Below are 9150 nucleotides of genomic sequence, written 5' to 3'. Positions count from 1 at the left end.
CGGCCGGTCAAACCCCAACACCCCGGGCCCCCCCCCCCCCGGGCGCCCCCCACCGGGTTTCAGGGGCCGCGGTGCAGACCGCGGCCCTCTTTTTGGTAGTGCCGGCCGCTGGCCGGCAAATGCACGATGTCTGCCGGAGATCCATGGGGCTGCCGGCCAGCGGCCGGCACTACCAATGCGTTGCACAGCACGCCGTATAGTCGGTCCATGACCACCACCATGCCGGCAGACCTCCCCGCCATCCTGCACACCCTGCGCAGTGCCTGGCAGTCGCAGCGCCCGTCGCTGGACCAGCGCGAGAATGACTTGCGCCGCCTGCGCGAGGCGCTGAAGCCGCGCCTGGATGAAATGGCCCAGGCCATCGCCGAGGACTTCGGCCATCGCGCCCACGTTGAATCGAAGCTGGCCGATGGCATGAGCGTGCTGTCGGCCATCGACCACCTGCGCCGCCACCTGCGGCGCTGGTCGAAGCCGCAGCGCGTATCGGCCGGATGGAAACTGTGGCCGGCGCGCGCGCAGCTGCGGCCGACGCCGCTGGGCGTGGTCGGGGTGATCTCGCCCTGGAACTACCCGGTTACGCTGGCACTGGTGCCGCTGGCCACCGCCATCGCCGCCGGCAACCACGTGTTGCTCAAGCCTTCGGAACACACGCCGCGCACCAGTGCATTCCTGGTCGATCTGCTGGCCAGCGTGTTCCCGCCCGATCGCGTGGCGGTGGTGCAGGGTGGGGCGGATGTGGCGGCGGCGGTGTCATCGCTGCCGCTGGACCATCTGCTGTTCACCGGCTCGACGGCCGTTGGCCGCAAGGTGATGGCCGCGGCGGCCGAGCATCTGGTGCCGGTCACGCTGGAACTGGGCGGCAAGTCGCCGGCCATCGTCTGCCGCGATTTCCCGCTGGACAAAGCCGCTGCGCGGCTGGCTACCGGCAAGTGGTTCAACGCCGGGCAGACCTGCATCGCGCCGGATTACGTGCTGATCGATACCGCGCGCCAGCGCGAGTTCGTGCAGGCGCTGCAGCAGCAGGTACGCGAACGCTACGGCGATTTCAGCAGCGCCGACGATTACACGCGCATCATCAACGAAGGCCAGTACCGGCGCCTGCAAGGCTATCTGGCGCAGGCGCGCGAACGCGGCGTGCCGGTAATTCCGTTGGCGCAGGTGGATGATGCGCGCGCCGACCGCGAGCGTCTGCTGGTGCCCACCGTGGTGCTGGACCCGCCGGACGACCTGGACCTGATGCGCGAGGAGATCTTCGGGCCGATCCTGCCGGTGCGGGCGTACCCGGATCTGGATGCGGCGCTGGCCGACGTGCTGTCCCGCGACCGGCCGCTGGCGCTGTATCCCTTCAGCCATGACCGGGCCACGGTGGAGCGCATCCTCGGCCAGGTGGTGGCCGGTGGGGTGACGGTCAATGACACGCTGCTGCATTTCGCTGCCGATGGCCTGCCGTTCGGCGGGGTGGGGGCCAGCGGCATGGGCGCGTACCACGGCCGGGCCGGGTTTGATGCGATGAGCAAGCGGCTGCCGGTGCTGTGGCAGTCGCGCTGGGCTGCCAGCGACCGGCTGCGGCCGCCGTATTCGAAGATTGCCAGGTTGTTGAAGTTCCTCTTGCGGTGATCGGGTTCCGGTAGTTGCCAACCTTGGTTGGCACACGGTGATTGCTGGCGCCAACCAAGGTTGGCGTCTACCGGGGTATAGGGGCGCCCATCAAGGCCCACCCGGGTAGAATGGCCCCCATGAAGATCGCCTCGTGGAACGTCAATTCGCTCAATGTCCGCCTGCCGCACCTGGAGCAGTGGCTCAAGGAGTTCGGCCCGGACATCGTCGGTATCCAGGAAACCAAGCTGGAGGACCACAAGTTCCCCGATTCGGCGCTGATCGCCGCGGGCTACCGCAGCGTGTTCGCCGGCCAGAAGACCTACAACGGCGTGGCGCTGCTGTCGCGTGAGCCGGCGCAGGACGTGCAGATCGGTATTCCCGGCTTCGAGGACGAGCAGAAGCGCGTCATCGCCGGTACCTTCGGCGACCTGCGGGTGATCAACCTGTACGTGGTCAACGGCCAGGACATCGGCACCGACAAGTACGACTACAAACTGCGCTGGTTGGAGGCGGTGCATGCGTGGATCGCCGAAGAACTGCAGCGGCACCCGAAGCTGATCGTGATGGGCGACTTCAACATCGCCCCGGACGCGCGCGATGTGCACGACCCGGAGGTGTGGAACGAAAACCACATCCTGACCTCCACCTCCGAGCGCGGCGCACTCAACAAGCTGCTGCAGCTGGGCCTGCACGATGGCTTCCGCCTGCACAACGACGAGGCCGGTGTGTTCAGCTGGTGGGATTACCGTGCCGCGGGCTTCCGCCGCAACCTGGGCCTGCGCATCGACCTGACCCTGGTTTCCGACGCGCTGAAGGGCAGTGCGGTGGCCTCGGGCATCGACCGTGAGCCGCGTACCTGGGAGCGCCCGAGCGACCATGCGCCGGCGTGGGTGCAGTTGGGTTGAACGAACGGGGCCCGACGATTGCCGGGCCCGTTCTGAAACGTCTGCCGGCCAGCGGCCGGCACTACCCTCAGATCACCGTATGCTCTTGCGGGTGAACAGGTTGACGATTGCCAGCAGGATCACCGCACCGATCAGCGAGAACAGGAAGGTGCGGATGGTGATCGCTTCGTTGATGCCGCCGCCGAACAGCCAGCCGGAAATCAGCGCGCCGACGATGCCGACCACGATGTTGAGGATGATGCCCTGCTGGGCATCGCGCTTCATGATGATGCTGGCCAGCCAGCCTACGATGCCGCCGACGATCAGCCAAACGATGATGCCCATGATCGAACCTCCGGTGGGGAACTGTGACCAGTTGACGCGCACGGCCGTGAACCCGTCGTGGAATTGCGTGATGGGCGCGTGCGGATGAGCCTGCCAGCCACCCTCGACGGCCCGTGGCGCTTCGGTCCGGTGACGGTCTGGCGGCGCCCGCACGTGCCGGGCCACCGCGGCGAACCGCAGGCGCGGCAGGTGCTGGCGCAGGCGCTGGGCGCCGACCCGGACACGCTGCCGCTGGTCCGCGATGACAAGGGCCGGCCGGAGCTGAGCGGCGCGTTGGCCCACTACGGCACCGGCTGGAGCCACAGCGGCGAGGTGCTGCTGGTGGCGCTGGGCGAGGGCGTGCGGCTGGGCGTGGACCTGGAACTGCTGCGCCCGCGGCCGCGTCTTCTGGAAATCGTGCAGCGCTTCTTCCACCCCGAGGAAGTGGCCTGGCTGGAAAGCCTGGACGAGGCCGGGCGCGAGCACTGGTTCTTCCGCGTGTGGTGCGTCAAGGAGGCCATCCTGAAGGCGCACGGGCAGGGCATCTCGTTCGGCCTGCACCGCCTGCAGTTGGCACCGGGGGCCGATGGCGCCCTGCACCTGCGCTGGTGCGACCCGGAACTGGGCGAGGCCGCGCGCTGGCACCTGCACGAATGGCAGGCCACCGGCCAGTTCCGTGCGGCATTGGCCTGGTATCCACACTGAAGCGGGGAATCAGCGCGCAAAACCGGCGATAATGTCGGCATGAGCGAACACCCACTTCCCGCCAGCGTGGCTGCCACGCTGGAACAGGGCCTGGCCAGCATGGGCCTGGACGCCGCGCTGGCGCCGCCGCTGCTGCGCTACCTGGCCCTGCTGCACCGCTGGAACGGCACCTACAACCTCACCGCCATCCGCGATCCGCAGGAGATGGTTACCCGCCACCTGCTCGATTCGCTGGCGATGCAGCCGTTCGTGGCTGATGGCAGCCTGGCCGACCTCGGTACCGGCCCTGGGTTGCCCGGCATCCCGCTGGCGATCGCCTGCCCGGGCCTGCAGGTCACCCTGGTGGAGAGCAACGGCAAGAAGGCGCGCTTCATGCGCGAGGCCGTGCGCCAGCTCGGTCTGGGCAATGCCCGCGTGGCCGAATCGCGCGCCGAGGCGCTGGACGAAGCTGGCCACTACGACCAGCTGACCGCGCGTGCGATGGACACCCTGGCCGGCATCGTCCGCGTCGGTGGCCATCTGTTGCGCCCCGGCGGCGTGCTGTTGGCCATGAAGGGCGTCTACCCGCATGAAGAGATCGCGGAGCTGCCGGTTGGCTGGCAGGTGCGCGAGGTGACCCCGCTGAGCGTGCCCGGCCTGGCCGGCGAACGCCACCTGGTCACTGTTACAGGTCCCTGATTCCCGTCGCCAGCCCCTTGTGGAACAAGAGGTTGGCGATCCACGATTTCCGCAAGGGCCCGGTTGTACGCATAATGACCGGTCCCAGCACACGTCGACGAGGCACACCCGCATGGCCCGCATCATCGCCATCGCCAACCAGAAGGGTGGCGTCGGCAAGACCACGACCGCCGTCAACCTGGCCGCTTCCCTGGCCAACGCACCCAAGCGCGTGCTGTTGGTCGACCTGGATTCGCAGGGCAACGCGACCATGGGCAGTGGCGTGGACAAGCGCGAGCTGGTCTCCTCCACCTACGATCTGCTGCTGGGCGAGTCCAGCGCCGCCGATGTGCGCGTGCAGACGGCCGAAGGCTACGACCTGCTGCCGGGCAACATCGACCTGACCGCGGCCGAGATCCAGCTGATGGCGCAGAGCGAGCGCGAGCAGCGCCTGAAGCGCGCGCTGGCACCGATCCGCGACGAGTACGACTACATCCTGATCGACTGCCCGCCAGCGCTGTCGCTGCTGACGCTCAACGCGCTGGCCGCCGCCGATTCGGTGATCGTACCGATGCAGTGCGAGTACTACGCACTGGAAGGCCTGAGCGCGCTGGTGGAAACCATCGAAGCGCTGCGTGCCAACCTCAACCCGGCGCTGGAGATCGAAGGCGTGCTGCGCACCATGTTCGACGTGCGCAACAACCTGGCCAACGCGGTCTCGGCCGAGCTCACCGAGCACTTCGGCGACCGCGTGTTCCGCACCATCGTGCCGCGCAACGTGCGCCTGGCCGAGGCACCCAGCCATGGCCAGAGCATCGTCGGCTACGACCGTGCCTCGCGCGGTGGCGTGGCCTACCTGGGCCTGGCCGGCGAGATCATCCGCCGCAACAACGAACGCAACAAGGCCGCCAAGGCCGTGGAGACCGTCTGATGACCAGCAGCAAGCCGGCAGCCAAGAAGCGAGGCCTCGGCCGTGGCCTGGATGCCCTGCTCGGTCCCAAGGGGGCGGTCAGCCAGGTGCAGGCCACCACTGCGGTGATCGAGCCGCTGCCGGGTGAGGTGCTGCGCAAGCTGGCCGTCGGCCAGCTGCAGCCGGGCAAGTACCAGCCGCGCCGCGAGATGGACGAGGGCAAGCTGTCCGAGCTGGCCGACTCGATCAAGTCGCAGGGCGTGATCCAGCCGATCCTGGTGCGCCAGCTGCCGGCGGGCAACTACGAAATCGTCGCCGGTGAACGCCGCTGGCGCGCCTCGCAGCTGGCCGGCCTGGACGAAGTGCCGGTGGTGGTGCGCGAGCTGGAGGACCGCACCGTCATCGCGATGGCGCTGATCGAGAACATCCAGCGCGAAGACCTCAACCCGCTGGAAGAAGCCGAGGCGCTGCAGCGCCTGATCAGCGAATTCACCCTGACCCATGCCGAGGCCGCCGAGGCCGTCGGCCGCTCGCGCGCGGCGGTGTCCAACCTGCTGCGCCTGCTGGAGCTGCCGGTGGCGATCCGCCTGCTGCTGGAAACCCGTCGCCTGGAAATGGGCCACGCCCGCGCGCTGCTGACCCTGGCCCCCGAGCTGGCTGGCAAGCTGGCGCAGGAAGCGGCCGATGAAGGCTGGTCGGTGCGCGAGGTCGAGCGCCGTGCGCAGGCCTTCGCGGCCGGCAAGGTGCCCAGCAACCGCCCGGTCGCCACGCCGAAGGTGCAGCAGGCCGACATCGCCTCGCTGGAAACCGAGCTGTCCGAAGCGCTGGGCGCCAAGGTTGCGATCAATCACGGCCGTGGCGGCAAGGGCAAGCTGATCATCCACTACACCGACCTGGATACCCTGGACGGCGTGCTGGAAAAGCTGCGCACGCGCCAGGGCTGAGCCCGGCGCAGTGACAGGGGGCGCGGCCCGTTCCTGCCGTGTCCCGCGAATGACAGGGAACGTACCGCCGCGCGCGCCGTGGGATGTACTGCCTTCCGGCCCGTGGCCTCATCCAGGGAGCAGGACATGAGCAACGAATACGAGTACGAGGACGTCAGCCCGGACGGTACCCAGATACTGAGGCACCGGCGCGAAAAGGATTTTGTGCTCGCCATCGGCGAAGAGCAGCACATCGAAGCGATCAGCGGCCATATCGAGCGCCATCTCGGACCGATCGCCACGGTCCTGCACGAACTCATTTCCGACCTGGTGCACATTGACGTGCACGTGGTGCCGGCCAATGACCACTGCCCGTACCTGCGCCTGGTCACCTCCGGCATGAGCGACCTGCCGATGACCGTGCCCGCCGACGTGGACGCGGACGTGCCGCGCTACATGGAGCTGATGGTGACCCTGCCGGCCGACTGGCCGATGTCCCAGGACGCCTTCGAGGACGAGCGCAATTACTGGCCGGTGCGCCTGCTGAAGGGCATGGCGCGGTTGCCGCATGAGTACGACACCTGGCTGGGCTTCGGCCACACCATTCCCAACGGCCATCCCAGCGAGCCTTATGCGCCCGGAGCAGGCTTCGACGGTGCCATCGTGCTGATGCCGGTGACTGCTCCGGAGGACTTCGCCACGCTGGAGCTGGAGGATGGCAGGACCATCAGCTTCATGAGCCTGGTTCCGCTGTATCCGGAAGAGATGGACCTGAAGCTGAAGAAGGGCGCCGACGCCCTGCTCGACCGCTTCGATGCGAAGCAGATCAACGATGTGATCGAGCCGGGCCGGGTCAACGTCGCCAGGAAGCGTTTCGGTTTGTTCTGAGACCGGTAACATCAGGGGCCTGAATTTCTGCTTCCGGGCCCCTGCCATGACCATCCTGCTTACCGGCGCTGCCGGCTTCATCGGTGCCTACACCGCCCGCGCGCTGCTGGAGGCGGGCCAGCCGGTGGTCGGCCTGGACAACTTCAACGACTACTACGACCCGCAGATCAAGCGCGACCGCGTGGCCGCGCTGTGCCCGACGCTGGACCTGCGCACCCTGGACCTGACCGACCAGCAGGGCCTGGCTGCGCTGTTCGACGAGGTGAAGCCGACCGCGGTGATCCATCTGGCTGCACAGGCGGGCGTGCGCTATTCGCTGGAAAACCCGCAGGCCTACGTCGACAGCAATCTGGTCGGCTTCGTCAACATGCTCGAGCTGTGCCGCCACCGTGGCGTGCAGCATCTGGTGTATGCGTCGAGCAGCTCGGTCTACGGTGATTCGGCCACGCCGCCGTTCTCCGAGGACCAGCGCGTGGACCAGCCGCGCTCGCTGTATGCGGCGACCAAGGCGGCCAACGAGCTGATGGCCTACACCTACGCGCAGCTGTACGGCCTGCATGCCACCGGCCTGCGCTTCTTCACCGTGTATGGCCCGTGGGGCCGGCCGGACATGGCACCGTTGCTCTTCTCGCGCGCGGTGCTGGCCGGGCGGCCGATCGACGTGTTCAACGAAGGCCGCATGCAGCGCGACTTCACACATGTCTCCGACATCGTGTCCGGTATTCTCGGCGCGCTCGCGCATCCGGCCGATGGTCCGGTACCGCACCGGGTGTTCAACCTCGGCAACCATACGCCGGTCGAGCTGGAGCGCTTCATCAGCGTGATCGAGCAGGCTGCCGGCCGCCCTGCGCAGAAGGTCTACAAGCCGATGCAGCCGGGCGACATGGTGCGCACGATGGCCGATACCCGGCGCGCCCATGACGCATTCGGCTTCGACGCGGTGACCCCGATCGAAGCAGGGTTGCCCCCCGTCGTGCAGTGGTGCCGCGAGTATTTTGGCGACCGCGCCTGAGGAGGGATCCTCACACAGCCGGATTCATCTTCGGATAACCTCGGCTTCGGAGAATGCGCGGTCTTTGTCCCCCTTTGGCCGAGTGCCTTATGAGCCAACCCGAGCTTTCCGTTGTCGTCCCGGTGTTCAACGAACGCGACAATGTCGCCCCGCTGGTTGCCGAAATCACCGCCGCACTGCGTGGACGGCTTCCGTTCGAGATCGTCTACATCGACGACCACTCGCGCGATGACACCCTGGCGGTGCTGCAGGGCCTGAAGTCGACCACCCCGGAACTGCGGGTGCTGCACCATGTGAATCAGAGCGGGCAGAGCACCGCCGTGCGCACCGGCGTCAAGCACGCACGTGCGCCGTGGATCGCGACCCTGGATGGCGACGGGCAGAATGATCCGGCCGACATTCCCAAGCTGCTGGCGGCGCGCGATGCCGCCGAGGCACAGGTGAAGCTGTTCGCCGGCTGGCGCGTCAACCGCCAGGACAGTGGCAGCAAGCGCTGGGCCAGCAAGTGGGCCAACGCCATCCGTGCACGCATGCTGCGCGACGATACGCCCGATACCGGCTGCGGCATCAAGCTGTTCGAGCGCAGCGCGTTCCTCGACCTGCCGTATTTCGACCACATGCACCGCTACCTGCCGGCGCTGATGCAGCGCGCCGGCTGGAAGACCACCAGCGTGCCGGTCAACCACCGCCACCGTACCGCCGGTGTCTCCAAGTACAACAACCTCGGCCGCGCCCTGGTCGGCATCCGTGACCTGCGTGGCGTGGCCTGGCTGATCACCCGCAGCAAGCGCACCGCGGTGGAGGAGCGTTGATGGATCTGGAGCTGCACTGGCTCGACCAGCCGCTGACCTGGTTGTACTGGACCGGCCTGCATGTGACCGGCTGGAAGCTGATCGGCTATACCGGCGCGCTGATGTTCGGGGGCCGCTGGCTGGTCCAGTTCATCGCCTCCAAGCGTGCGGGCAAGCCGGTGATCCCACGCCTGTTCTGGTACATGAGCGTGGTCGGCAGCCTGATGACGCTGAGCTACTTCCTGTTCTCGGCCAAGCAGGACTCGGTGGGCGTGCTGCAGAACCTGTTCCCGGCGTTCACCGCGCTGTACAGCCTGCAGCTGGACATCAAGCACCGGGGCTGGAAGCGGGACAAGGCCAGTCACTGAGGCTGCGGGGTGCGAGCCCCGTGCGCCGGAAAAGGGTCGTAACCCCCCCCGCGCCCCCGGCCCGCCACCCCAGGGGGGGCGCGGGTTCG

Annotated in this window: 11 protein-coding genes; 10 read left to right on the top strand and 1 reads right to left on the bottom strand. The window is 67.7% G+C overall.

What is annotated here, in order from left to right; all coding sequences use genetic code 11:
* The first annotated feature begins 207 nt into the window (after positions 1-207).
* Both ABE423_RS19830 and xth read left to right on the top strand, forming a co-directional pair.
* Positions 208-1617, top strand: coding sequence for a coniferyl aldehyde dehydrogenase (locus tag ABE423_RS19830; RefSeq protein WP_346487259.1), 1410 nt, complete (start codon positions 208-210; stop codon positions 1615-1617).
* 119 nt (positions 1618-1736) lie between these two features.
* Positions 1737-2504 (top strand): exodeoxyribonuclease III, encoded by a 768-nt coding sequence (gene xth / locus ABE423_RS19825; protein WP_180837853.1) that lies wholly within the window; start codon positions 1737-1739, stop codon positions 2502-2504.
* A gap of 72 nt (positions 2505-2576) precedes the next feature.
* Here xth and ABE423_RS19820 read toward each other — a convergent pair whose 3' ends face one another.
* The gene (locus tag ABE423_RS19820; RefSeq protein WP_012512507.1) at positions 2577-2828 is read right to left on the bottom strand and encodes a GlsB/YeaQ/YmgE family stress response membrane protein; all 252 of its coding nucleotides are present in this window, start codon (positions 2826-2828) and stop codon (positions 2577-2579) included.
* An 84-nt stretch (positions 2829-2912) separates the two neighbouring features.
* Between ABE423_RS19820 and ABE423_RS19815 the strand changes: the two genes are divergently transcribed.
* From ABE423_RS19815 to ABE423_RS19780, 8 genes are all read left to right on the top strand, one after another.
* Positions 2913-3512, top strand: a complete 600-nt coding sequence (locus ABE423_RS19815; protein WP_049399162.1) for a 4'-phosphopantetheinyl transferase superfamily protein — start codon at positions 2913-2915, stop codon at positions 3510-3512.
* 39 nt (positions 3513-3551) lie between these two features.
* On the top strand, positions 3552-4190 hold the full coding sequence (rsmG, locus tag ABE423_RS19810; protein WP_121504108.1) for a 16S rRNA (guanine(527)-N(7))-methyltransferase RsmG: 639 nt from the start codon (positions 3552-3554) through the stop codon (positions 4188-4190).
* Positions 4191-4302: 112 nt separating this feature from the next.
* Positions 4303-5100 (top strand): ParA family protein, encoded by a 798-nt coding sequence (locus ABE423_RS19805; RefSeq protein WP_032128472.1) that lies wholly within the window; start codon positions 4303-4305, stop codon positions 5098-5100.
* Complete coding sequence (locus ABE423_RS19800; protein ID WP_008267278.1) at positions 5100-6023, top strand: ParB/RepB/Spo0J family partition protein; 924 nt, start codon at positions 5100-5102, stop codon at positions 6021-6023. Before ABE423_RS19805 ends, ABE423_RS19800 begins: the two co-directional genes overlap by 1 nt.
* 126 nt (positions 6024-6149) lie before the next feature.
* Positions 6150-6890 (top strand): suppressor of fused domain protein, encoded by a 741-nt coding sequence (locus ABE423_RS19795; RefSeq protein ID WP_032128474.1) that lies wholly within the window; start codon positions 6150-6152, stop codon positions 6888-6890.
* Between the two features lie 46 nt (positions 6891-6936).
* Entirely contained in the window at positions 6937-7902 is a 966-nt protein-coding gene (locus ABE423_RS19790) for an NAD-dependent epimerase/dehydratase family protein (RefSeq protein ID WP_049424262.1), read from the top strand.
* 89 nt (positions 7903-7991) lie between these two features.
* Positions 7992-8714, top strand: a complete 723-nt coding sequence (locus ABE423_RS19785) for a glycosyltransferase family 2 protein (RefSeq protein ID WP_346487254.1) — start codon at positions 7992-7994, stop codon at positions 8712-8714.
* Positions 8714-9061 (top strand): lipid-A-disaccharide synthase N-terminal domain-containing protein, encoded by a 348-nt coding sequence (locus ABE423_RS19780; RefSeq protein ID WP_005414908.1) that lies wholly within the window; start codon positions 8714-8716, stop codon positions 9059-9061. Before ABE423_RS19785 ends, ABE423_RS19780 begins: the two co-directional genes overlap by 1 nt.
* The last annotated feature ends 89 nt before the right edge of the window (positions 9062-9150 follow it).

The sequence above is a fragment of the Stenotrophomonas sp. TWI1409 genome (assembly GCF_039673015.1).
GTDB lineage: Bacteria > Pseudomonadota > Gammaproteobacteria > Xanthomonadales > Xanthomonadaceae > Stenotrophomonas > Stenotrophomonas maltophilia_A.
The sequence above is the reverse complement of the archived record's forward strand: the minus strand, read 5'-3'. Positions and strand labels throughout refer to the sequence as shown.

What these genes read in the sequence shown, in the direction of transcription:
- ABE423_RS19805 (WP_032128472.1), top strand. Translation starts at nt 4,303, where the DNA reads ATGGCCCGCATCATCGCCATCGCCAACCAGAAGGGTGGCGTCGGCAAG.
- ABE423_RS19790 (WP_049424262.1), top strand. Translation starts at nt 6,937, where the DNA reads ATGACCATCCTGCTTACCGGCGCTGCCGGCTTCATCGGTGCCTACACC.
- ABE423_RS19800 (WP_008267278.1), top strand. Translation starts at nt 5,100, where the DNA reads ATGACCAGCAGCAAGCCGGCAGCCAAGAAGCGAGGCCTCGGCCGTGGC.
- ABE423_RS19795 (WP_032128474.1), top strand. Translation starts at nt 6,150, where the DNA reads ATGAGCAACGAATACGAGTACGAGGACGTCAGCCCGGACGGTACCCAG.
- xth (WP_180837853.1), top strand. Translation starts at nt 1,737, where the DNA reads ATGAAGATCGCCTCGTGGAACGTCAATTCGCTCAATGTCCGCCTGCCG.
- ABE423_RS19785 (WP_346487254.1), top strand. Translation starts at nt 7,992, where the DNA reads ATGAGCCAACCCGAGCTTTCCGTTGTCGTCCCGGTGTTCAACGAACGC.
- ABE423_RS19780 (WP_005414908.1), top strand. Translation starts at nt 8,714, where the DNA reads ATGGATCTGGAGCTGCACTGGCTCGACCAGCCGCTGACCTGGTTGTAC.
- ABE423_RS19820 (WP_012512507.1), bottom strand. Translation starts at nt 2,828, where the DNA reads ATGGGCATCATCGTTTGGCTGATCGTCGGCGGCATCGTAGGCTGGCTG.
- ABE423_RS19830 (WP_346487259.1), top strand. Translation starts at nt 208, where the DNA reads ATGACCACCACCATGCCGGCAGACCTCCCCGCCATCCTGCACACCCTG.
- rsmG (WP_121504108.1), top strand. Translation starts at nt 3,552, where the DNA reads ATGAGCGAACACCCACTTCCCGCCAGCGTGGCTGCCACGCTGGAACAG.
- ABE423_RS19815 (WP_049399162.1), top strand. Translation starts at nt 2,913, where the DNA reads ATGAGCCTGCCAGCCACCCTCGACGGCCCGTGGCGCTTCGGTCCGGTG.